Source organism: Pseudomonas sp. RW407 (assembly GCF_003176655.1).
Classification (GTDB): Bacteria; Pseudomonadota; Gammaproteobacteria; order Pseudomonadales; family Pseudomonadaceae; genus Pseudomonas; species Pseudomonas delhiensis.
In genome coordinates this window covers 506,021-528,013 of the sequence record NZ_QGSL01000107.1, presented here as the reverse complement: position 1 = coordinate 528,013, position 21,993 = coordinate 506,021, and the positions used below count along the sequence as shown (strand labels likewise).

Here is a 21,993-nt window from a genome sequence, read left to right as displayed (position 1 = left end):
TCCCAGGCGAAACACCGTTCGCGAGCAAGCTCGCTCCTACAAGAGCATGGCCAACCCGCCCACCTCAGGAATAGGCTCAGCCCAAACCTGCAAACGGGAAGGCCCATGAGTACCACCAACCCACACGCCAGCGACCAAAGGACGCAAGACTGCAATCGCTTGCGAAACCTCCTTCTGGCCGGCGCCGAATCCGCTCCCACAGGGCACGCCGATGCGGTCTTCTTCGAGCACCTGCGCAACCGAATCAAGGAACAGAGGAAGAAGCCCTAACAACGACGATGAACCTGCGCACCGGCCCGAACGTCGAACGACAGCCCCTCAGCCAGGACACCCCATGACCCAGCCCCCCACCTTCGACGGCCAATGCTGGAGCAACGCCGAAGCCGACCGCATCGAACTGGCCGAGGCCAACCCGGACTGGCCCCGGCGCTTCGCCGAGGAAGCCGACGCCATCGCCGGCGCCCTGGCCCTGCCCGGCCTGAAGATCGAGCACTTCGGCAGCACGGCGGTGCCCGGCCTGAAGGCCAAGCCGATCATCGACATCCTCCTGCTACCGCCGCCGGGGGCCGACTGGCAAAGCCTGGTCGCCCCGCTGGAAGCCCTCGGCTACCAGTACTGGCGCGACAACCCGGCGCCGCAGCGGATGTTCTTCGTCAAGGGCATGCCGCCGCAGGGCCAAGGCCGCACCCACCACGTCCACGTGATGAACCTGGCCGACGCCGACCGCCACCTGATCTTCCGCAACTGGCTGCGCAACCATCCGCAGGACGCGGCGGAATACCAACACCTCAAGGAACAACTGGCAGAACGCTTCCCCACCGACCGCGAGGCCTACACGCAAGGCAAGGACGAGTTGGTGGCCCGGATACTGGGCAAAGCCCTGCAAGAGGGCCGCGACTCAGGTGGATCGGTACAGGGAGCCAGGACGTAGGATGGGTTGAGCGCCAGCGATACCCATGCGGTCACGGTGATGGGTATCGCTACGCTCAACGCCATCCTACGCAGTGCAATGCCGGCAGGTTCGCCACTAAAATCCGCCCATCCCCCAGGACTCGGTGAACCTCATGAAGAAATGGATTCTGCTGATCGCCCTCGCCCTGCTCGCCTGGCAGTACATGGACAACCCGTCCTGGCAGAACCATTTCTCCCGCTCAAAGCCGGCTCCGATGAGCGTCGCGGAAGATACCGACGAACCGACCACCGACCTGATGCCGCCAGCGGCAAACACCACACCCGCCAGCCCTGCTCTCGATGTCCGCTGCGATGGCCGCAAATACTGCTCGCAAATGACCTCCTGCGCCGAAGCCAAGGCGTTTCTGCGCAGTTGCCCGGGAATGAAGATGGATGGGGACGGCGATGGGATTCCCTGCGAGGAGCAGTGGTGCAGGATGTAGCAGCCCGCCACAGGAAGGGCGCTGCCGGGGTTACAGGGGAAATGGCGGAAGGCAGTGGGAGTCGAACCCTATAAATGTCTTGGTTATCAATGCTCTATGCTGGGCTTTATAGGGTTTGCGGTGTTGTCTTGTTGTCTTTGTAGCCTATTGCTGGGCTACGTTTTCGACACTTTTTCGACACTATTTTTCGATGAAAATGCATCGTGTGTTGATGGCGGGTGCGCCAGGGTTGTTGTTGTCGCTTCTCAGGCCTTGTTGGTGTCGTACGTCGCTGCCTATGTTGATTAGCTCTATGGCGATTTTTTGACCAGCTTTTTCGCATGTCTGCTGGCTGTGAAAGCCAGGGAGGATGGTAGGGGAGACGTCTCTGATTTCTCCGATTGGGGCGACAAGGTTAAGTGTGACTATCAGTATCCATTCATTCATGGCCTTCTTCCTCTGTTGTTTCCTGTCCTAAACCTCGGGCGTACCAGCGCCTAGTCACTTCCTTGGTGATCGCTATCCCGCGTTTTGACTGGCCAAGTTTCGGTTTGCTTCGTCGTATTCAGGGCTTGTCTGTCCGCATTCCGGTGCTATTTGTCCGCTTGCTATCCATAGAGCGTAATGTGGGTAAATTTTGACCAGCACCTCTATTTCTTCGGTGCTGAGTCTCGCCTTTTTGTGGCGCAGGTTCTTCCATCGGCTGTAGTTGATATCGGATTGCCGCACTAGGTCGTCGAGTCCAACCTTATAAATTAAGGTTATTGCCCTATCCTGGATTGATTCCATAAGGTTCTAAAAAGACTCCAAGTTCAGTATTTACTCTCTTGGAATGCACTATTACTATGTCTCTACCGGTTCACTATTTACTCTCTATAGTTGAACCAAGCGCATTACCTATAGACCAACATAGTGCAGCAAAGCCCATGGAACTGGAACAGATAAAGGTTAAGGAACTGACAGCAGCCCCTCCCCTCCTGCCGTGGAAGGTTTTTTGCGCCTGGATTGGCATGGGTTCGGAGACTGAAACGGTGCGTGGCTGGATTCGCCAGGGCTATCTGCCGACTCGTCGTGTTGGGAAATACCTGATGGTCAATGTGGCTTTGCTGAATAAGCAGCTGCTGGAAGAGGAGGATTTCTGATGGATCGGAAGCATCTTGAACATTTCCTTGCAGAGCTTTCCTACGCATATAACTCCCGTAGTTTTGGCGTTTTAGGGCTGGTGGTTTATCGTTTCGAGGGTTATTGCGAGGCTCTGTACCAGTGCGATGTTATATCGCTTGAAGTTAAACAACGTCTTTTCCGGCTGTCTTCTTCTGTCTTAACTAAGTGTTCCGCTCCTTATCTTCCTGACCCGTTGAATGCTGGCCCTGTAATGCCGTCTTGGATTGCTTGTCAGCGGAGGGCTTCGGTGTGAATATTTTGAAATCCATGCTTGGCTTGGGATTTTGGTTTTTCATTCTTTTTGCCTCGATTGGTTCGTTTTTTAAGTTTACTGCTGACTTGTTTGACTCGGGTTTTTCGGCTTTTCTTTGCTACTTAATCTGGATTGCCGCTCTCTTTTTGTTGCTTATTCCGGTTGTTGTTTTCACGCTTAGGCAAATGACTCAAAGCAAGGCTTGGGATTTCCTGGGCGAATAGTCATGTATGCGCGCAAATATTCGGGGCGGTCTCATGCTGAAGATTGTGATTGCTCGGTTTGTTGGGTTAAGAGAATGGGCCCTAACCCTGTTCGTATACATGGCCCTTTCTGTCGCAAGCACCGTATTTATCTTCAAGATGGTGTTTGGCGACTTGTACGTGGACCTTGCTATTGCGGTGGTCGTAGTCGCTCTGATTGGCGTATCTCTAGAACTGAGGGATTTGATTCTAGGGCGTTCTATGCGGGAGATATCTTCCGTAGAGCCTAAAAGGGTTGTTCAGCTGTATTGCTTCTTTGTTGTCGTAGTTACGACTTACTTGGGGATTCCTCTTTATTTCTTTTTCTGGTGGTCATTATGAGCGCGATTATTCCCCCGCGCCGGGAAACTCCGGGCGACCCGCCCAAGAAGTTCCTGGTTCAAGTTAAAACTTCAGATTTTCTTCTTCTGCAACAAGAGGCGGCTAATCGTGGGACTGATCTTCTCAAGTTGGGTGGTTTCGTCCTTAGCGCTTGGCTTGCTGCTGGCTGTCCTGATTTCAGTAGTTAGTTTCGGCTGCCGGGCTATCTGGAACTATCAGGATAGCAAACATGAAGTGGGTGAACCGTTTCTGTTGTATCTGTGGCATTGCCGGCAAAGTCCGCACACTTTTGATCCGGGATATGCCGCAGCGCTTGTGTGGTCGATTAGGTGTCGGCGTTGTCGTCACCGTTATATGCCTTTGGCGCGAATGCTTCAAAGGGAGCGTCTCGAAAAGAAGGGATTTGAGTCTTTTCGTGATGAAGCGATACGGCTCGGATTTAAGTTTTAACGCCCAATCGGGCACTTCAAAAACCCCTAGGAGGTAATTCCTATGTTCGATCAAGTGATGAAACAAAACATGCTGGTGCTCGGTGTTGAGCGCACCACGGTGGAACGCTCGGTGTTCGTTTCGGCCTTCGTGGGTCGCCAGCCGGAAACGGAGCGCGTTGGGGACACTCGCGGTTACGCGATTTCGAAAATCGGCGTCGAACCGTCCGTTTTCGACAAGTTTCCGGCGGTGACTGAGCCGGTGGAGCTTCAGCTGCATATCCGCCTGGTCAAGGCTGCGGGCGGCAAGATGCAACCGCGCATTGTGGACGTGGAAGTCGTCAAGGCGGGGGCTGCTGCATCGCGTCCTGCTGCTAGCGACAAGGCTGGGGCCTAAGCATGTGCGCCGCCTGGGTTGCATCGTCTGACGTGGCGCCGCTTTCCGGCCGCGCCCCTCTGCCGATGTTCTTGGACGAAAATGGGGGCCGTGGCGGCCTAGCAGGTGTGGCCCGCGGCTCCATCGCGTGGCCCGTTTCCTGCGAGCCGCCGCGCTCTGCCCCCGCACCGTCTGACGATGCTCCCGGCGTCTGCGCGGCCTCGGCCGGCGCCGATCTTGCCGTTTATGTGCTCGCCAGCGGCGCCACTCTTGCCCCCGTCAAGGGCCGCGCCCCCGGCTCGTCGGAACAGCTTCATCGTTCCGGCGAACGGAGGCACGGGCGAAGCGAACCCTTGATGGCCCCCCGACAAAAAAGCCTGCGAGTCATAGGGGCGGGGGAAGCTCTATCCCCCCGCCCCTCTGACTCCCTGGCGAAGGGCGGGATGGTAAGGGCAGAGCCCTTACGACTTTGCTCTTTGATCTGCGTTCCAAGGGCGCAGCCTTTGGCCCCCGGCGGGCCATCAATAAAGAGTCTCCGGCGTAGCCGGGCAACTTCTATCGGTCTTTCAGCCGCCTGTGAAGGCAAGGGGGACGCGTAAATGTCCGCTTGGCTGGCCAATGTCACGTTGGGCGATCTGTTCGCCCTTCAACTTGTCCTCGGCCTCGTCCAGTGCGCGGCTTTGGGCCTCATTCATGGGCATCAGAGGTAACGGCTATGTCGCTCTCTTGGGATACGTATCTGTATATCGCTGGGCTCGCTGTGGGTTCTGTAGGTATTGGCATCGCCTACGGGCACTTCCGCCTTGGGTGGAAGGAACTGATTGATGCCGCATCGTAAGAGGAAAAACCTCATGAAACTGCAAAGCAAGCTGCCGGCCATGCCGGTTGGTGTGTCCAGCGAAGTGACTCCGGCCGGTAAAGCCGGGGGCCAAATTCTGGCCGCTTCCAGCGTCAAAACCCTCGCCATGCTCGGCGTTCTCTCCGCTGCATCGACGGCCGGAATGGCAAACGCGGCGATCACCATTCCGCCCGAGATCATGGATGTGTTCACCGATCTGGCGGTTGCCTTCGGCTCCCTGATGGCCGCCGGTGGCATCCTCTTCGGTGTGATCCGTGGCGGCGTCGCCCTCTTCAAGCTGGCGAGCCGGGTGTTCTCGGCCGCTGGCGCCTGACGGGTGGGCGGGTAGATGCGCGCGGCTATCCGCCTACTGGTTGCCCTCACGCTTCTGGCGTGGGGGCAATTTAGTTTTGCGACTGATTATTACTGGTATTGGGGGACTACCAGCATCACTATTTATAAGACTCCTCTTGCGGCCTGTACTGCCTTTTATGCAGGCAAGGGGTATTCCGATTATCGTGTTACTCCTGTTAGTGCCTCTAAATTTAAGTGCGAGGGTTATCATACCCAAAATAAGGATTGGTATTTTGATGCCTATATGAACCGCTATGGTGATTCATGCCCGGCTGGTTCAACTTATAACGCCTCTACTGGTGCTTGTGATGCACCTAAAGATTGCTCTGCTGCGGCAGGAAAAAAGATTTTTGCTGCTGCTGAGTGCGCTAAGGTTTCTGGTTCAAAGCTGTACTCTTGCCCAAGATCTTTTTCTAAGGATGGTTGTGAATATTTGCCTAGTGGCACGGGCAATATGCGTTGTCAGTCTGATGCTCTTGCCAATGGAAAGTTTCTTTGTGCCCCTACTTATATTGGCTCCGGTGCTGAAGCTGGTGAAGGGGTAGAAGAATGTACTGAGTCTACTTGCGTTACTACTCCGGGTACGGAGGGTTCTGGGGAGTCCCCTTCCGATGGCTGTATTTCTGCGGGTGGTAAGCAAGTATGTATTACTGATGAAGAGAAAGGTTGCGGAACTATAAATGGTCAATATGGATGTTTTGAGCAAGAGAAAAACTGCGGAACATTCAATGGTACTTTTCAGTGTGTTGATCAAAATAAGTCGCAAAACAACTGCGGCTATTTTAATGGCAAGCAAATTTGTTTTGATCCTAGTGATCCGACAAAGATAATTGATCCTTCCTCGCCGGATCATCCTGCCAATGGTGGTAATGCCGATGGCAATCAAAATAATGATCCCATGGCTCCTGGCGGCACGCCTGGCAGTTCGCCTCAGTCTGGTAGTTCTGGTGCCACTAATCAAGCCATAAATGATCTTGGCGAAAAGCTGGGCCCCAAAATCGATAAGACAAATAGTCTGCTAGAGACCATTATCGATAAGCTTTTCGGAACTGATTACGACAATTCCGGTGATGGCTCTGATTCTGAGGCTGAAGTTAAGGGTGGTAATGCCGGTGATGCAATTGCCGCCAAGCTTAAGTCCGAGGGCGATAGGGTCCAGCAAGAGCATGAGGGTGAAGTTCAGAGTAAGTTAGATGGTATTCCAACAACTGTTGACTCTTGGTTTGGTGGTGGAATTGATCTTGGCAATGCGCTTAATCGCATTTTCCCTTCTGCTTCCGGCTGCGGCATTTATTCAATCAACTTCGCGCTTGGCAAATATACCGTCAATATGTCGTTAGACACTTGTATTCTTAGCCGCATGAAATCGTTGCTTGAATGGCTTGTTTGGTGCTGGACGATTATTGCAGTTTGGAAGATTTTCTATTCTGGTCTTCGCCTTGAAGATGCGAAGGCGGCTAAGCAGGGCTGACTATGAACTGGATTATTGGCTTCCTTAAAAAGCTGTTTCCGCGCTTCTTCTCCCAGCTGACCAAGTGGGTAATCGGATTTGTATCTCCGCTGATTGCCCCTTTCCTTGAATATATCGCCAAGTTTTTTAGCAAGCTGGGCGTTATTGTTATGGTTATTGCTTCTATTGGGGCTGCTATTACTGCGTTTACTGTAGCATTGAACGCTATTGGCGCTGGTATCACTGCGCAAGCGCCTAATGACTTGATTGTCATTGGCCGGATGTTCCTTCCTAGCAATCTCTCCATTGCTATATCTACTATTCTGCTGGCCCGTTTGAAGTCGCTTATTTTTATGTGGGTCGTTCGAATTACTGAAAAATTCGAAAACGCATAGGTATTCCCATGGCTGTTTATATCGTCACCGGCAAGTTAGGTGCTGGGAAGACTCTTCTTGCCGTCATGAAGATACTTGAGTATCTCAAGAAGGGGCGCCGCGTGGCTGTAAATGTTGATGTTCGCATGAACAAGCTGTGTAAGCCGGGCAATAAAAGCTCTCGTCTTGTACGGCTTCCTGACCTTCCTACGGCTGATGATCTTGTGGGGCTTGGTATTGGCTGCGATGTTTATGATGAAGAAAAATTCGGCGGCATTTTTCTTGATGAAGCTGGTGTTTGGCTTAATTCCCGTGATTGGAACTCGGGTGGGCGCACTGACCTTTTAAAATTCTTTCTTTTTCTTCGTAAGCGCCGTTGGGACCTTTGGCTTATTGTTCAAAATATTAATGTAATTGATAAGCAAGTTCGCGAATCTATTGCTGAGCACGTTGTTTATATTAATCGTCTTGATCGGGTAAAAATTCCGTTCCTTAGTGCGCTGGGGCGTTTTTTGACTTTTGGTTTTTGGAATGGATGTTTGCCCAAAATGCACTATGCGATTGTTAAGTACGGTGCAAAGTTCAATTCAATTAAGGTTGATGAATGGTTTTATCGCGGTTCGGAGTATTACGATTTCTACGACACTACCCAAGAGTATGACAAGGAATATGACAAGGGTAGTTATTCGATGCTCCCTCCTGGCTATTGGCGTAGAAAGCTTCCGGTGGCTATTCGGAACCTGGGGTTCTATATGCGTACAACGAAAATCTTTTTCCGTCGCACTCGTGTAATTACGGGTTTCTTTATTGGTGCTGTTCTTGCCGCCTCTGTGACTTTCGCGGCTATGTATCGTCCTGCCGCAGCTATTTCTACGGCTGAAGATATTAAGCCTCAGGCTGCGCCTGTTCCGACAAAGAAACTTAAAGAAGAATTTGCAGATTACAAGATAGTTTCTTACCAGCGCTTTCCGGACGGTGTTCGTTATACTTTTGAGACCAAAGATGGCAAGCGCATTAACTCTAAGGATTTTGTCGTAAAGAACATTACTGTTAAAGATAGGGGGCCTTCTGAGGCGCTGCTAGTTCGTGACAGTGATTATCTTTCAATCTATCGCTAGGGCCTAATCATGATCTATATAGCAAGGGGGCTATTAGCTCTTGGGATGGTGTTTGCTCCGGTGGTCAATGCTACTGAGGCAATTGATATTTCAGAAGGCACCGTAATGGATTTGGTGGACTGGGCTTCTGCCCATCTTGGTAAGTCGTTGATCGTTGGCGCTGACTTGAAGTCGGCGCCTTTGTCTATTTATGCAAAGTATGATACGCCCCAGCAGCTTGAGGAATTGGTTGGTCAGGCGGTCCGCACGGCCGGTTTTTATTTTTCGAGTGACGCAAAAACCATTCAAGTTAGTTCGAAGGAAATGCCGACTCCGCTTTCATTTAAAACGGAGGTTATTCAGCTACAAAATCTTCAGTCTGATTTTGCTTTTGAATCCGTGCGTGATGTTTTGAACTCTCGCATGGCTGCCGATCAAGCTTCTAGCAAGGGCTCGATGCCTGGCCAGGCGCAGGCAATGGTTTCGCCCTCTCCTACGTCCAATGCGTTGATCGTTACGGCCACGGCGGATCAGCTTGATGTGGTGCGCCAGGTCGTCAAAGAAATTGATCGGCCTAGGAGGCAGGTGATGATTACTGCTGTCGTGGCTGAACTTTCCGATGATGATTTTCAGTCGTTGGGGCTTAATGTCACGGCCGCGAATAATCATTTGAGCCTTAGTGGTACTGCTTTCGGTAAGGTGGACTATTCGGACCTTGGTTTTAGCTTGACGTTTGACGGGCCGACGCTGGGAGCCTTCTTTCAAGCCGTTAAGTCAACTGGGCGTAGTCGCATTCTGTCTACTCCGCAGCTGCTTACGTTGAATCGTGAAGAGGCCAGCATAGTCGTTGGTCAAAATGTTCCTTTCATCACTGGTAGCACTACCTCTGGTGCTACGCCTGCTGATAACCCCTATCAAACGATCACTCGGCAGGATGTGGGCGTTACGCTGAAGGTTAAACCGTTTATTACTCCTTCTGGCTCTATTGAGCTGACTATTGAGCAGGATGCGTCCAGCGTCTCTAACGATAAAACGGCGGCTGACATCATTACCAATACCCGGCGTATATCGACAAAGGTTCAGCTGGCTAATGGTTCCGGGATCTTGCTTGGCGGTCTGCGTTCTGAGCAGACCGATAAGTCGACCTCGAGGGTGCCGGTCCTTTCGGATGTTCCTGTGCTGGGGCGTCTATTCCGCTTCGATTCTGAGCGTACTAAGGCTTCCAATCTGGTGGTCATGCTTTCGGCGCGGGTGTTCGATCCCGCTAAGCCCCTCTCTGACCTCTCTCAAGCCCCGTTTACGTCGCCGCAGGTAGCCGCCCAACTGGCGTTGCCTGTGCTGAGCATTGGCGATTCTGAGGCCTCCGGGCGAGCCGCTAGGGGGCAGCGTCGGGCGCAGCACGGGGATGCTCCCTAGCGGCCGCCCTTGGGGCCCAAAGACGCCCCTGTAGCACGTCTTATAAACAGTTTTTCAAGTGGTCATTACTGCACATTGTTGAAGGAAATGGGGAATGAAAAAGGCTAAGGATCAGGTACGCCTGGATGTGTTTACGGGTGAAGAGAGCACGCGGGGGCGGCTTTTTATTGATCCTTCTTCGGCTGCTCTTACTGATTTGTCAGCCGTTCGCATTCTTCGGTGTGGTGTGGATACGGTTCGTCAGCTTTACAAGGGGCTGATTCGTCCTCAGGTGCTGGCGCTTTTTGAAGAGCCCGGCATGGTGGAGTTTGCGGGCGAGTGGTGGCATGCCGGTCGTGTGGGGCGCGATTCGGGGTATCAGTGCAAGCTCCAGAATGCTGACCTTGGCTTGATTTTGTTGATCAAGAATTTTAATGAGAAAGCTGATGTGGTGGGCTCGCACCTCAAAATTGAGGTATCTCCACACGCGATTGACTCAAAGTCGCCTGAACAGCTTCAGGCGTGGCTTGATGGGTTTGCTGCTCAGGTGCTTGATCAGTGCGAGGTGAATCAGTGTGCGGTTCACATTGCGTTGGATGTGCAGGGTTGGACGCCTCCTGTTGATTTCGTGGCGCGTCTGCATTGTCGTGCCAGGGCTCAGCGTGACCATTCGGGTATTCAGTCGGTTTGTTTTGATGAAAACGTGGCGACCTATGGGCGTGGCCAGTCGTTTCTATTTGGCTCGGTGTCGGGTATGCAATTGGCGATTTATAACAAGACGCTACAGGCACGTGCCATCGACAAGCTGGACTATTGGGAATCGGTTTGGCGTCGTTCGGATAATCCCTTTGATGCGGGTGACAGCTCCAACTATGACCCGGAAAAGCCGGTCTACCGTATCGAAGCGCGTTTTCATCACTCGGTGGTTCGTCAGTTCGCTGATGGTTCGGTGTCGCGTCAGACTGGCGAGTGCATTGGTACGCATTCTTTCAGCACGTTGGCTAGGCATCTGCAAGGGCTTTGGACCTATGCGCTTTCGTCGTTTCGCTTGCTGTCCCGGCCGGGAATGTATGACGCCTTTTGGACGTTGATTCGTGATGATGTGGTGGTTTCTGTCGAGGCTGATTCGCTGCTTGAGGACACGGTTTACAGGCGTTACTACAAGACTGCTCGGGGCTTTTCAGGCAAGAACGTGGAGTTATTTCTGGGAAATTTTCTTTCTATTGTGGCGCGTGATCGTATCGGGGCGCAGCGTGCGTTTCAGCAGCTGAAGCAATGGGATTGCTGGTCTGTGATTCGGGATCACTATGCGTCGAAGGGCAAAGAAGAGCATCAGATTTACAAGCATATTGCTGAGTTGTTGCGCGAACGGACGGTGCGTTGGGGGAGGGCCGTCTAGTGACTATCAGTAAGCTCGGGGATGGTCGTTGGTTGGCTGACGTTGAGCCTATTAAGGGCCGTCGGTTTCGCAAGAAATTTAAAACAAAGGGTGAGGCGCAGCGTTTTGAGTCGATGGTTCGGTCTCAGGTTGCGCTTAATCCTGCTTGGAACCCTAAGCCTAAGGATCGTCGCAGGCTGTTGGTGCTGATTGAACGTTGGAAGCTGCTTCATGGGCATGCTTTGGTCGATGTGGAGCGTACTGATCTTGTGTTGCGTCGCATGGCTGAGGCGTTGGGTGATCCGGTGGCTTCGGAGCTTACTGGTGCTCAATACACGGCTTACCGTGCTTCTCGTTTGGCGGCTGGGATCAGTGGTAAGACGGTCAACATTCAGCTTGGGTATCTCAAGTCGATGTTTAGCGTTTTGTTGCACCTGGGGGAGATTGAATTTTCATGTCCTCTCGCCAAGGTTAAGCCGCTGAAGCTGCAAGAGCGTGAGCTTTCTTTCCTGTCGAAGGCTGACATTGCCAAGGTTTTTTACTCGCTGCGGCATCATTGCAAGACTCCGCATGTCGAGATGGTGGCGACGATTTGTTTAGCTACTGGCTGTCGTTGGGGTGAGGCACAATCGTTGGTTCCTGAGCGTGTGCGGGCCGGTGCTGTCCATTTCGTCAATACTAAGTCGAAGCGTCGTCGTTCGGTTCCGATACCTGTAGAGCTTGAGGCTCGGATTCATGCTCACTTCAAGGTCTATGGCTTGTTTTCAAACTGCCGGGATAGCTTTGACTATGCGGTAAAGGTGTCTGGGGTGTCGTTGCCGGCTGGCCAGAAAACTCACGTTCTGCGGCATACTTTCGCCAGCCATTACATGATGAATGGCGGCAACATCCTGACTCTGCAGCGGGTGCTAGGGCACGCTTCGCTTAACATGACGATGCGCTATGCGCACCTTGCGCCTGATCATTTGCAGGATGTGTTGACGCTTGGACCGATCAGGGATTTTCGACACTTTTTCGACACTGGTGCCGAATTGCCAAAGCTTGCTGAGCTGGAAGCCTAGAGCTATGCGGGCTACGGGGTGTGGAAGTGGCGGAAGGCAGTGAGAGTCGAACCCACCCAGGAACGGCTGCCGTCCCCCACCGGGTTTGAAGCCCGGCCACGCCACCGGGCGTGATTGCCTTCCGTGTTGGCTTGCGCCTTTTGCGCCAGAGAGTGGCGCCTGGATGTTGCCATCTTTGTGTCGATGCTGGCCACAGCCCGTGGCCCTTCATACCTCCTAATTCCCCATTGCCTGCAGCGCCAACGCCGAATCCTCCCGAACCCTCCGCTCATTGCCAAATCGCCGGGTAAAGCCGATGCGGTCGAAGTACTCCAGCAACTGGATGCTGCGCTTGCGCCCTATGCCAATGCGGTCGCGGAAGGCGGCGGCGCGGATCAGGTCTTGTTCGGTGCGTAGCTGCAGGGCTTGTTGGGCCAGTTGGCGGATCGTTTCGTCGGGGTAGAACAGGTCTTTCACCACCTGGTGCAGTTGGCCCAGGCGGGCAAGTTTGCGCAGCAGCAGGCGCATGGCGGCTTCGTCGACTTGCAGTTCGCGGGCCAGGTCGCGGGTCCAGGGGGGGTCGTAGGCGCCGGCGAGCAGCAGCGGCCAGGTGCGTTGGCGCAGGGCTTCGTCTTCGGTGCCGAGTTGTACGCGGTGGTCCGGCAGGTGCAGCCAGGGGCCGCTGCTTTCCACGGCCTGGCTGGCCAGGGCCTGTTCCAGCAGGGCGATGAAGACTGGGCGTTCCAGCTGCGCGAAGGCGTAGCGGCGCAGGCGGTCGCGGTCGGGGCCGAGTTCGTCGGGCTGTTCGGCGTGGAAGCGGGCCAGGGCTTGCAGCAACTGTTCGCCGAGGGCGCGCCAGCGTTCGCCGGTGAACAGGCGGGGGCCGCCGCGGGTGGTGATTTCCACCAGTTCGGCGGGCAGCCGCCAGCTTTCGCGGGGGCGGTTGAACTGGCGCGCCAGCAGCTTGGGGTCGAGGCCGTTGTCGGCGTGTTCGAGCAGCACCGGCAGGGCCTGTTCCAGGCTTTCGCCACGCAGGGCCTGGAGTTGCGCCAGGCGTTCGGGGCTGCGGCGGTTGCGGGCCGGGGCGAAGGGGTCGAGCACGCGGCCGCCGCCGAGGGTGCGTTGGGCGGACTGGTCGCGCAGCACCAGGCGGTCGCCGTGCACGGTTTGCACGGGAGCATTGAGTACGAGTTGGGCGAAGGCGCGTTCGCCCGGCGCCAGGCGTTCGTCTTCCAGCAGGGCGACGCGGCCGGTGATGTCCTGGGCGCCCAGGTGCACGTGCAGCGGCGTCCAGTGGGCCAGGGCGCGGGGTTCGCCGGGGAGCAGCTGCAGGTCGATGTCGATGCGGGTGGTGGGCGCGTGCAGTTCCGGCGCCAGCAGCCAGTCGCCGCGTTTCACCTGGTCCGGGCCAAGGCGGTCGCCGGCGAGGTTGACCGCCACCCGCTGGCCGGCATGGGCCTGTTCGGCGGCGCGGTTCTGCGCGTGCAGGCCGCGCACGCGCACCGGGCGGCCGGCGTTGCCGAGGAGGAGTTCGTCGCCCACCTTCAGGCTGCCGGAGAAGGCCGTGCCGGTGACCACCAGGCCGGCGCCGCTGACGCTGAAGGCGCGGTCCACGGCCAGGCGGAAGCCGCCTTGGCTGGAGCGCTCATGGACCTCGCGGGCGGCCTTGGCCAGGGCCTGGCGCAGGGCGTCCACACCTTCCCCGGTGACGCTGGAAACCGGGTAGATCGGCGCGTCGGCCAGCGGCCCCGCAGCCAGCAGGCTTTCCACTTCGGCACGGGCCTCGGCCAGGCGCTGCGGGCTGACGCGGTCGGCCTTGTTCAGCGCCACCAGGGCGCGGGGGATGCCAAGCAGTTCGACGATGGCCAGGTGCTCGCGGGTCTGTGGCATCACGCCGTCGTCGGCGGCCACCACCAGCAGCACCAGGTCGATGCCGCTGGCGCCGGCCAGCATGTTGTGGACGAAGCGCTCGTGGCCGGGCACGTCGATGAAGCCGGTGAGGCTGCCGTCGCCCAGGTCGGCGTAGACGTAGCCCAGGTCGATGGTGATGCCGCGCTCGCGCTCGGCCGGGCGGCGGTCGCCCTCCACGCCGGTGAGCACGCGCAGCAGGGCGGTCTTGCCGTGGTCGATGTGGCCGGCGGTTCCGACGATCAAGCCGCGCCCTCCGCCAGCAGGGGCAGTTGGGCGAGGAAGGCGGCCTCGTCGTCGAGCTGGCGCAGGTCGAGCCACAGGGCGTCGTCGTCGATGCGCCCGAGCACCGGGATGGGCAGGCCGCGCAGGCGTTCTTCCAGCTCGCGCAGGGCGCGGCCACGCAGGCGTTTGTTGCTCTGCGGGCGCAGCGCCAGGGCGGCGCTGGGCAGGCGTGCCACCGGCTGGGCGCCGCTGCCGATCATGCCCAGGGCGGCTTCCGCGGCCACCGCCCAGCCTGCGCCCAGTTGCGCGGCGAGCAGCGGCGCCAGGCGCGTGGCCTGGGCCTGGATGTCGGCCTGGGGCCGGCTGAGCAGGCGCAGGGTGGTGAGGCGTTCGGCCAGGCGGTCGGGGTCGCGGTACAGGCCGAGCACGGCCTCCAGCGCGGCGAGGGTCAGCTTGTCGACGCGCAGGGCGCGCTTGAGCGGGTTCTTCTTGATCCGCCCGATGAGTTCCCTGCTGCCGAGGATGAGCCCGGCCTGGGGGCCGCCGAGCAGTTTGTCGCCGCTGAAGGTGACGATGTCGGCGCCGTCCTTCAGGGCTTCCTGCACCGTCGGTTCCTTGGGCAGGCCCCAGCGGGTCAGGTCGACCAGGGTGCCGCTGCCCAGGTCTTCCAGCAGCGGCAGGCCGTGGGCGTGGGCGATGCCGGCGAGGTCGCGGGTGGCGACGCTGGCAGTGAAGCCCTGCACGCTGTAGTTGCTGGTGTGCACGCGCATCAGCAGGCCGCTGCGCGGGCCGATGGCGGCTTCGTAGTCCTTGGCGTGGGTACGGTTGGTGGTGCCGACCTCCACCAGCTTCACGCCGGCGCGGGCCATGATGTCGGGGATGCGGAAGGCGCCGCCGATCTCGATCAGCTCGCCGCGGGAGATGATGCCTTCCTTGCGCGCGCCCAGGCTGTTGAGCGCCAGCAGCACGGCGGCGGCGTTGTTGTTGACCACGGTGACCGCCTCGGCGCCGGTGAGCTCGCGGATCAGCCCGGTGATGAGGTCGTCGCGGTCGCCGCGCTTGCCGCTGGCCAGGTCGAACTCCAGGTTCAGCGGGTAGCGCGCGGCCAGGGTGATGGCTTCGATGGCCTCGTCCGGCAGCAGGGCGCGGCCGAGATTGGTGTGCAGCACGGTGCCGGTGAGGTTGAACACCCGGCGCACGCGGCTGGCGTGGTGCGCGGCCAGGCGTTCGCCGGCGCGGCCGGCGAGCACCGCTTCGCTCAGTTCGATGGCGGCGAGCTGGCCGTGGCGGGCCGGCTCGCGCAGTTCGTCGAGCAGGTCGCGCAGGGTGCCGAGCAGGGCTTCGCGGCCGTAGCGCTGTTGCAGGGGGGCGCAGGCCGGGCTGCGCAGCAGGCGGTCGATGGAGGGCAGGCGGGCGGAGGTCATGCGCGGTCCTGTCTGTCGTCACGGGGCGATTTGGGTGGGCGGCGGGCGATGGGTATCGTCGCAGGCTCCTCCACCCATCCTACGGGTGGGGGCCTGGTTGCAGTCTAGGTCAGTCGGAGCCGCCCGGGGACAACAGCAGGTTGGGCGCGCTGCGCAGGTAGCCCTCCTCGGCCAGGCGCACGTCCAGGGCCAGGCTGGCGAGGTCGTCGGCCTGGGGCTCGGCGGCCTCGTCGTGCTCCAGGTAGCACTGCTTGAGGTAGCTCTGGCAGTTGGGGCAGACCTCTGCGCGCAGCGGGGCGCGGATGACCTCGCGGCTGTCGTGCTGCTCCGACAGGTAGAACAGCCCCTTGCTCTGCCGGCAGTGGCTGCACTTGATGCGCACGTAGTGCCACTGGCAGGAGCACAGCGAGCAGGCCAGGTAGCGCAGGCCGTTGTACTTGCCGCGGTTGTGGATGACGCCGGCCACCGGCGGCGAGCCGCAGGCCGGGCAGAGGGTCTGTTCCTCGCGCTCGCTGAGCAGGCCTTCGGGCAGGCGCAGCAGCCAGTGGCTGAAGGCGACCTGCAGGGTGGCGCCGAGGAAGGGCACCAGGGCCGCCGGCAGCAGGTCGAACTGGCCGTTGAGCAGCGCCAGGGCCCAGGCCTTGCGCTGGCCGGCGTCGGCCTTGCGCAGCTGTTGCAGGGCGTTGGCGATGGGGCTGGCCGGGGTGGTGGCGAAGGCCTCCAGCAGCGGCTCGAGCAGGGCCAGCCAGGCGCCTTCGCGCACCAGCACCTCGAAGCCCAGCGGCGGCATGCCGTGTTCGACGCTGCGGCGCAGGGCGGCCTCGTCGGGCATGGGCAGCGTGGGTGGGGCGTCGAGCAGGTTCTGCTGGATGTCGCACAGCTCGGCCAGCAGGCTCAGGTAGTCGCCCAGGGGGTGGCCTTCGGCGAGCTGGCGCAGGCGCTGGCCGCGCTGGGCGAAGAGTTGCGCCGGGGGCAGCCTGAGGAACGGGGGGATGTTGGCGGCGGCTTCGATCTGGCCGGGTTCGAGGATTTGGCCTGGCACGCAGGACTCCTTTGCGATGGGCTTTGGAGAGGGGTTGAAGATCGTGCCCTGGGCTGGCGTGGGTTCCCTCTCCCTAGCCCTCTCCCTGAAGGGAGAGGGGATTGTTCGGTGCATGGGTTGGATTACTGTGCTCGTCCCATTGATGGGTATCGCTGCGCTCAACGCCATCCTGCGGGTGGTGCGGGGCGGTCAGTGGCCCTCGCCCTTGTCCACGCTCTTCAGCCAGGCGGCGTGGTGCTTGCGCGCCCAGGCGCGGCTGACCCAACCATAGAGCATCGCGCCCATGGAGCCCTTGACCCAGATGCCGGCGTAGATGTGCACGATGATGCTGCTGACCAGCACGAAGGCGGCGAAGGCGTGCAGCAGCGCGGCCAGGCGGATGACATCGATGCCGAACCAGGCGCTGAAGTACTGGCGCCAGATCACGAAGCCGGTCACCAGCAGCACCAGCATGCACAGCAGCAGGGTCCAGAACAGCAGTTTCTGCCCGGCGTTGTAGCGGCCCACCGCGGGGAGGTTCTCCTCGTGGTTGCCGACCACGTCGCGCCACTGCTTCAGCCATTGCACGTCGCTGCGGTCGAGCAGGTTGTGGTGGGCGAAGCGCAGCACCAGGCCAAGGAAGAACACGAACATCGCCAGCCCCAGGAAGGGGTGCAGGATGCGCGTCCAGGGCCCGCCGCCGAACAGCTGGCTGAGCCAGAACAGCGCCGGGTGGAACAGCGCCAGCCCCGACAGGCCGGCGAGGATGAAGAAGATCGCCACCAGCCAGTGGTTGCTGCGCTCGTTGGCGGTATAGCGTTGGATGTATTTTTTCATGCTGCTCTCCCGGCCGCGCTCCCGGGGGAGCGCGGCGGTTCGTCATGGCCGCTCAGCGCGGGTCACGCGGGTCATAGCTGTGTACCGAGGGGTCGACCTTGTGCACCGGCGCTTCCGGCCCAGGCCCCGGCTCCTCGTCCTCTTCCGTGCGGTTGGGGCCGATGCGGGTGTAGTGGAAGAACCCGGCAAGCACCACCGCGCCCATGGCCAGCAGGCCCAGCGGCTTGGTGATGCCCTTCCACAGGCTGACCATCGGGCTGATGGCCGGCTTGTCGGGCAGGCCGGCGTACAGCGAGGGCTGGTCGTTGTGGTGCAGCACGTACATCACGTGGGTGCCGCCCACCCCTTCGGGGTCGTACAGGCCGGCGTGCTCGAAGCCGCGCGACTTGAGGTCCTCGATGCGTTCGGCGGCGTGCTCCTTCATGGCGTCCTTGGTGCCGAAGACGATGGCCCCGGTCGGGCAGGTCTTCACGCAGGCCGGTTCCATGCCCACGCTGACGCGGTCGGAACACAGGGTGCACTTGTACGCCTTGTGGTCCTTCTGCGAGATGCGCGGGATGTTGAACGGGCAGCCGGTGATGCAGTAGCCGCAGCCGATGCAGTGGTCCTGGTTGAAGTCGACGATGCCGTTGGCGTACTTCACGATCGCCCCCGGGCTCGGGCAGGCCTTCAGGCAGCCCGGCTCGGCGCAGTGCATGCAGCCGTCCTTGCGGATCAGCCATTCGAGGTTGCCGTTGGGGTTCTCGTGCTCGGTGAAGCGCATCACCGTCCAGGAGTCAGCCGTCAGGTCCAGCGGGTTGTCGTACACCCCGTGGTTGTGGCCCACCTCGTCGCGCAGCTCGTTCCATTCCGAGCAGGCCACCTGGCAGGCCTTGCAGCCGATGCACTTGGACACGTCGATGAGCTTGGCCACCTCCTGCTGGTTGCGCACCGAGGGCATCGGCGTGGTGGTGGCCGAACGGGCATGGATGTCCTGGGTGCTCATGCCTCACCTCCGCTGATTTTCTCGACGTTGACCAGGAACGACTTGAACTCCGGCGTCTGCGTGTTGCCGTCGCCGACGAAGGGCGTCAGGGTGTTGGTCAGGTAGCCGTTGCGCGCCACCCCGGCGAAGCCCCAGTGCAGCGGGATGCCGACGTGGTGCACGGTCTTGCCGTCGACCTGCAGCGGGCGGATGCGCTTGGTCACCACCGCCACGGCCTTGATGTAGCCGCGGTTGGAGGAGACCTTCACGCGGTCGCCGGCCGCTATCCCCAGCTGCTTGGCCAGCGCCTCGCCGATCTCGACGAACTGTTCCGGCTGGGTGATCGCATTCAGGCGGCAGTGCTTGGTCCAGAAGTGGAAGTGTTCGGTGAGGCGGTAGGTGGTGGCCGCATAGGGGAACTCGTCGGCCTTGCCGAAGACTTCCATGTCGTTCTTGAACACCCGCGCGGCCGGGTTGCTGGTGGCCTTGGGGTTGTCCTTGTGCAGCGGGTTGATGCCGATGGGCGTCTCGAACGGCTCGTAGTGCTCGGGGAAGGGCCCCTCGGCCATCTTGTCCACGGCGAAGAAGCGCGCCACCCCCTCGGGGTTCATGATGAAGGGGTTCATGCCCGCTTCCGGCGGCACGTCGGCCTTGTAGTCGGGCACGTCGGTGCCGCCCCAGGCCGTGCCGTTCCACCACACCAGGCGTTTCTTGAGCGGGTCCCACGGCTTGCCGGAAAGGTCGGCCGAGGCGCGGTTGTAGAGGATGCGCCGGTTGGCCGGCCAGGCCCAGGCCCAGCCGAGGGTCTGGCCCATGGCGTAGGGGTCGGCGTTGTCGCGGCGGGCCATCTGGTTGCCCTGGGCCGTCCAGGAACCGGCGAAGATCCAGCAGCCGCTGGCGGTGCTGCCGTCGTCGCGCAGCAGCGCGAAGCCGGGCAACTGCTCGCCGGCCTTGGCCAGGACCATGCCGTTCTTCGGGTCCACCAGGTCGGCCAGGGCCTTGCCGTTGAACTCCTTGGCCAGCTCTTCGGGGCTCGGGTCGTCCGGCCGCAGGTAGGGCCAGTCGAGGCCGAGGATGGCATCGGGGAACTTGCCGCCCTCCTTCGCGTACAGCGTGCGCAGGCGATGGTACAGCCCGGCCATGATGGCGATGTCCGGGCGCGCCTGGCCCGGCGGCTCGCCGCCCTTCCAGTGCCACTGCAGCCAGCGCCCGGAGTTGACGATGGAGCCGTCCTCCTCGGCGAAGCAGGTGGTGGGCAGGCGGATCACCGTGGTCTGGATGGCCTGGGTGTCGACGTTGTTGAAGTCGCCGGCGTGGCGCCAGAACTCGGAGGTCTCGGTGGCCAGCGGGTCCATGATCACCAGCCACTTGAGCTTGGCCAGCGCGGCGCCGACCTTGCCCTTGTTGGGGAAGGAGGCGATGGGGTTGAAGCCCTGGCAGAAGTACCCGTTGACCTTGCCCTGGTACATCATGTCGAACACCCGCAGCACGTCGTAGCCGGCGCCGGGCATGTCGAGCTTGGGCAGCCAGTCGTAGCACCAGTTGTTCTCGGCCGTGGCGGCCTTGCCGAACCAGGACTTCATCAGGCTGACGTGGAACTTGCCGTAGTTCTGCCAGTAGGACAGCTGCCCCGGGCGCAGCGGCTTGGCGGTGCGCTTGGCGATGTAGGCGGCGTAGTCCTGCTCGGCGTCCATGGCCAGGGTGAGGTAGCCGGGCAGCGAGTTGGACAGCAGCCCCAGGTCGGTCAGGCCCTGGATGTTGGAGTGGCCGCGCAGCGCGTTCATGCCGCCGCCGGGCATGCCGATGTTGCCCAGCAGCAGCTGCACCATGGCGCCGGTGCGGATCATCTGCGCGCCCACCGAGTGCTGCGTCCAGCCCAGGGCGTACATGATGGTCATGACCTTGTCCGGCCGCGAGGTCTCGGCGATCTCGGCCCAGACCTTGAGCATCATGTCCTTGGGCGTGCCGCAGATGTTGCTGACCACGTCCGGCGTGTAGCGGCTGTAGTGCTGGCGCAGCAGGTTGAACACGCAGCGCGGGTGCTGCAGCGTGGGGTCGACCTTGGCGAAGCCGTCCTCGCCGCGCTCGTAGTTCCACGAGGACTTGTCCGGGTAGCTGCGCTTCTCGGCGTCGTAGCCGTTGAACAGGCCGTCCTCGAAGCCGAAGCCTTCCTGCACGATGAAGGCCGCGTCGGTGTAGTGCTCGACGTATTCCTTCTGGTACTTGCCGTTTTCGATCAGGTAGCTGATCAGCCCGCCGAGGAAGGCGATGTCCGTCCCCGTGCGGATGGGCGCGTAGTAGTCGGCCACCGAGGCCGAGCGGGTGAAGCGCGGGTCCACCACCAGCAGGCGCGCCTTGTTGTGCGCCTTGGCTTCGGTCACCCACTTGAAGCCGCAGGGGTGCGCCTCGGCCGCGTTGCCGCCCATGATGAGGATCAGATCGGCATTCTTGATGTCGGTCCAGTGGTTGGTCATGGCTCCACGGCCAAACGTCGGGGCAAGACTTGCCACCGTCGGGCCGTGTCAGACACGCGCTTGGTTATCGAACCCCAGGATGCCGAGGGAGCGCACCACCTTGTGGGTGATGTAGCCGGCTTCGTTGGAAGACGCCGAGGCGGCCAGGAAGCCGGTGGTCAGCCAGCGGTTCACCGTCTGGCCCTGGGCGTTCTTCTCGATGAAGTTGGCGTCGCGGTCGTCCTTCATCAGCCGGGCGATGCGGTCCAGCGCCTCGTCCCATTCGATGCGCTTCCATTCACTGGAACCCGGCTCGCGGATCTGCGGGTACTTCAGGCGGTTGGGGCTGTGGACGAAGTCGAGCAGGCCCGCGCCCTTCGGGCAGAGGGTGCCGCGGTTGACCGGATGGTCGCCGTCGCCCTCGATGTGGATGATGTTCTGGGTGACGTTCTTGGCCGCATCCCCCTGGCTGTACATGAGGATGCCGCAGCCTACCGAGCAGTAGGTGCAGGTGTTGCGGGTCTCGGTGGTGCGTTCGAGCTTGAAGTGGCGAATCTGTTCGGCGAAGGCTTCCGGTGGCGCCATGCCGAGGGCCGCAAGGCTGGATCCTCCAAGGCCGACGGCGGCGACCTTGAAGAATTGCCGACGGTTCATGTCCATCGTGCGTCTCCTGATCAGGCAAAGGGCGCCCAGTACCTGGCCAGGCGCCTCTGATTAAAAGATAGCCAACCTGACGCATTGCGCCAGGCAGCGCCAGCAGGCGCGGCCGAGCACTCTGCCTGAAAAGGCCGAGCCGCTTCCCTGACCCACGTCAGCCCGCGCAGGCCTGCTCAGCGGAAATAAAGCAGTACCTGCAAATCGGTACGCGAGGGGTAGGAACAGATCAATTGGCCGTCGTCGCCCAGGCAGGAGGGCTGCAGGTCCTGGTTGACGGTCTCGTGCAGGCCCAGCAGGAGCAGGCCCAGCAGCGCGGCGAGCAGGTAGTGGCGGTAGTGCCGCAGGTGCTTTCTTCTTGTGCCGTTCATGACAACCTCCCGCGGAAGCCGGTCAAGGAACC

General features: G+C 59.9%; 23 protein-coding genes and 1 tRNA gene. 14 read left to right on the top strand and 10 right to left on the bottom strand.

Going from position 1 to position 21,993, the window contains the following annotated elements; translation table 11 throughout:
- The first annotated feature begins 105 nt into the window (after window positions 1-105).
- From DK254_RS34220 to DK254_RS26380, 3 genes are all read left to right on the top strand, one after another.
- Window positions 106-270 (top strand): hypothetical protein, encoded by a 165-nt coding sequence (locus DK254_RS34220; protein ID WP_158546444.1) that lies wholly within the window; start codon window positions 106-108, stop codon window positions 268-270.
- Between the two features lie 64 nt (window positions 271-334).
- Window positions 335-931 carry a GrpB family protein gene (locus tag DK254_RS26385; protein WP_109936195.1) on the top strand — a complete coding sequence of 199 codons (597 nt, stop codon included), beginning with the start codon at window positions 335-337 and terminating at the stop codon, window positions 929-931.
- 133 nt (window positions 932-1,064) lie between these two features.
- A complete protein-coding gene (locus tag DK254_RS26380; RefSeq protein ID WP_043268778.1) occupies window positions 1,065-1,394 on the top strand; it encodes an excalibur calcium-binding domain-containing protein in 330 nt (109 codons plus the stop codon).
- Between the two features lie 180 nt (window positions 1,395-1,574).
- Here the strand turns inward: DK254_RS26380 and DK254_RS33925 are convergent, their stop codons facing one another.
- Together DK254_RS33925 and DK254_RS34935 are read right to left on the bottom strand one after the other, a co-directional pair.
- A complete protein-coding gene (locus DK254_RS33925; RefSeq protein WP_146219652.1) occupies window positions 1,575-1,820 on the bottom strand; it encodes a hypothetical protein in 246 nt (81 codons plus the stop codon).
- A gap of 72 nt (window positions 1,821-1,892) precedes the next feature.
- A complete protein-coding gene (locus DK254_RS34935; protein WP_109936194.1) occupies window positions 1,893-2,162 on the bottom strand; it encodes a hypothetical protein in 270 nt (89 codons plus the stop codon).
- A 137-nt stretch (window positions 2,163-2,299) separates the two neighbouring features.
- Here DK254_RS34935 and DK254_RS26370 point away from each other — a divergent pair, with 137 nt between their 5' ends.
- The 11 genes from DK254_RS26370 to DK254_RS26320 all read left to right on the top strand — a co-directional run bounded on the left by DK254_RS26370 (window position 2,300) and on the right by DK254_RS26320 (window position 12,125).
- The gene (locus DK254_RS26370) at window positions 2,300-2,515 is read left to right on the top strand and encodes a hypothetical protein (protein ID WP_064584545.1); all 216 of its coding nucleotides are present in this window, start codon (window positions 2,300-2,302) and stop codon (window positions 2,513-2,515) included.
- A 271-nt stretch (window positions 2,516-2,786) separates the two neighbouring features.
- Window positions 2,787-3,014 (top strand): hypothetical protein, encoded by a 228-nt coding sequence (locus DK254_RS26365; RefSeq protein WP_146219651.1) that lies wholly within the window; start codon window positions 2,787-2,789, stop codon window positions 3,012-3,014.
- A 33-nt stretch (window positions 3,015-3,047) separates the two neighbouring features.
- Window positions 3,048-3,374: a hypothetical protein gene (locus tag DK254_RS26360; protein ID WP_146219650.1), complete on the top strand. Its 327-nt coding sequence runs from the start codon at window positions 3,048-3,050 to the stop codon at window positions 3,372-3,374.
- 492 nt (window positions 3,375-3,866) lie between these two features.
- Window positions 3,867-4,199: a hypothetical protein gene (locus tag DK254_RS26355; protein ID WP_109936191.1), complete on the top strand. Its 333-nt coding sequence runs from the start codon at window positions 3,867-3,869 to the stop codon at window positions 4,197-4,199.
- A gap of 830 nt (window positions 4,200-5,029) precedes the next feature.
- Window positions 5,030-5,350 (top strand): hypothetical protein, encoded by a 321-nt coding sequence (locus DK254_RS34930; protein ID WP_256595961.1) that lies wholly within the window; start codon window positions 5,030-5,032, stop codon window positions 5,348-5,350.
- 15 nt (window positions 5,351-5,365) lie between these two features.
- Window positions 5,366-6,841, top strand: a complete 1,476-nt coding sequence (locus tag DK254_RS33920; RefSeq protein WP_146219649.1) for a hypothetical protein — start codon at window positions 5,366-5,368, stop codon at window positions 6,839-6,841.
- Between the two features lie 2 nt (window positions 6,842-6,843).
- Window positions 6,844-7,215 carry a DUF5455 family protein gene (locus DK254_RS26340; RefSeq protein ID WP_109936189.1) on the top strand — a complete coding sequence of 124 codons (372 nt, stop codon included), beginning with the start codon at window positions 6,844-6,846 and terminating at the stop codon, window positions 7,213-7,215.
- A gap of 8 nt (window positions 7,216-7,223) precedes the next feature.
- Window positions 7,224-8,312: a zonular occludens toxin domain-containing protein gene (locus tag DK254_RS26335; RefSeq protein WP_109936188.1), complete on the top strand. Its 1,089-nt coding sequence runs from the start codon at window positions 7,224-7,226 to the stop codon at window positions 8,310-8,312.
- 9 nt (window positions 8,313-8,321) lie between these two features.
- Entirely contained in the window at window positions 8,322-9,707 is a 1,386-nt protein-coding gene (locus DK254_RS26330; RefSeq protein ID WP_109936187.1) for a type II secretion system protein GspD, read from the top strand.
- Window positions 9,708-9,801: 94 nt separating this feature from the next.
- The gene (locus DK254_RS26325) at window positions 9,802-11,085 is read left to right on the top strand and encodes a hypothetical protein (protein WP_109936186.1); all 1,284 of its coding nucleotides are present in this window, start codon (window positions 9,802-9,804) and stop codon (window positions 11,083-11,085) included.
- Window positions 11,085-12,125, top strand: a complete 1,041-nt coding sequence (locus DK254_RS26320) for a tyrosine-type recombinase/integrase (protein ID WP_109936185.1) — start codon at window positions 11,085-11,087, stop codon at window positions 12,123-12,125. Before DK254_RS26325 ends, DK254_RS26320 begins: the two co-directional genes overlap by 1 nt.
- Window positions 12,126-12,152: 27 nt before the next feature.
- Here DK254_RS26320 and DK254_RS34215 read toward each other — a convergent pair.
- The 8 genes from DK254_RS34215 to DK254_RS26280 all read right to left on the bottom strand — a co-directional run bounded on the left by DK254_RS34215 (window position 12,153) and on the right by DK254_RS26280 (window position 21,961).
- A tRNA-Sec gene (locus DK254_RS34215) sits at window positions 12,153-12,248 on the bottom strand.
- A 93-nt stretch (window positions 12,249-12,341) separates the two neighbouring features.
- The gene (gene selB / locus DK254_RS26315; protein WP_109936184.1) at window positions 12,342-14,258 is read right to left on the bottom strand and encodes a selenocysteine-specific translation elongation factor; all 1,917 of its coding nucleotides are present in this window, start codon (window positions 14,256-14,258) and stop codon (window positions 12,342-12,344) included.
- Window positions 14,255-15,661, bottom strand: coding sequence for an L-seryl-tRNA(Sec) selenium transferase (gene selA, locus DK254_RS26310; RefSeq protein WP_109936183.1), 1,407 nt, complete (start codon window positions 15,659-15,661; stop codon window positions 14,255-14,257). Before selA ends, selB begins: the two co-directional genes overlap by 4 nt.
- Window positions 15,662-15,770: 109 nt before the next feature.
- Window positions 15,771-16,703: a formate dehydrogenase accessory protein FdhE gene (fdhE, locus tag DK254_RS26305; RefSeq protein ID WP_109936182.1), complete on the bottom strand. Its 933-nt coding sequence runs from the start codon at window positions 16,701-16,703 to the stop codon at window positions 15,771-15,773.
- A gap of 189 nt (window positions 16,704-16,892) precedes the next feature.
- Window positions 16,893-17,519, bottom strand: coding sequence for a formate dehydrogenase subunit gamma (locus DK254_RS26300; protein WP_109936181.1), 627 nt, complete (start codon window positions 17,517-17,519; stop codon window positions 16,893-16,895).
- Window positions 17,520-17,571: 52 nt separating this feature from the next.
- Window positions 17,572-18,504, bottom strand: a complete 933-nt coding sequence (fdxH, locus tag DK254_RS26295; RefSeq protein WP_109936180.1) for a formate dehydrogenase subunit beta — start codon at window positions 18,502-18,504, stop codon at window positions 17,572-17,574.
- A complete protein-coding gene (gene fdnG / locus DK254_RS26290) occupies window positions 18,501-21,596 on the bottom strand; it encodes a formate dehydrogenase-N subunit alpha (protein WP_146219648.1) in 3,096 nt (1,031 codons plus the stop codon). Before fdnG ends, fdxH begins: the two co-directional genes overlap by 4 nt.
- Window positions 21,597-21,766: 170 nt before the next feature.
- On the bottom strand, window positions 21,767-21,961 hold the full coding sequence (locus DK254_RS26280) for a hypothetical protein (protein ID WP_109936177.1): 195 nt from the start codon (window positions 21,959-21,961) through the stop codon (window positions 21,767-21,769).
- Window positions 21,962-21,993 lie beyond the last annotated feature (32 nt).